This is a genomic window from Treponema endosymbiont of Eucomonympha sp., from assembly GCF_001028545.1.
Genome location: NZ_BBPW01000408.1, coordinates 1 through 626 on the forward strand (window position 1 = coordinate 1; position 626 = coordinate 626).

Consider the following 626-nt stretch of genomic DNA (forward strand, 5'->3'; position numbering starts at 1 on the left):
TAATGCCGAAGCCGGACGCGTCCGCCCGGTTCACCCGCGTCGTGGCAATGCTGATTTCGGCTTCGGAGTCGAGGTGGTTCTTCAAAAACTGCTGAATATCCATGCGGTACAGCTGGTCGCCCGAAAGAATGACGTAATGCGTCGGGTTTTGCGTCTTAAAGTGAATGAAATTTTTGCGCACCGCGTCGGCGGTGCCCTCGTACCAGCCGGAGTGCTCCAGCGTCTGCTCCGCCGCGAGGATTTCCACAAAGCCGTGCGAGAACCGGTCAAAGTTATACGTGTTCGAGATATGCATGTGCAGCGAAGCCGAGTTGAACTGCGTCAGCAGATACACTTGTCTGATATCGGAGTTTATGCAGTTCGACACCGATATGTCGATAATGCGGTATTTGCCGCCGAAGGGAACCGCCGGCTTGGACCGTTCTTTGGTGAGCGGATACAGCCGCGTCCCCTTCCCTCCGCCCAGAATAATCGCGAGCGCTTTTACGCCTGACATAGCCGCCTCCGTGCCGCCGAATGTACTCCCGTATTATAGCACGCATATTTCCCCTGTAAACGGCAGCAGTGCGCGGAGGGCTGCGAATCCGCCCGTCGGTAGAATCGTTATCCGAGCTTATATCGCGCCG

1 protein-coding gene is annotated in these 626 nt (G+C 56.4%); it reads right to left on the reverse strand.

Going from position 1 to position 626, the window contains the following annotated elements; all coding sequences use genetic code 11:
• Nucleotides 1-496, reverse strand: a 496-nt coding sequence (locus AWU74_RS07345) for a sugar phosphate nucleotidyltransferase (protein ID WP_162502418.1), incomplete at its 3' end; no start/stop codon positions are given.
• Nucleotides 497-626: the final 130 nt, after the last annotated feature.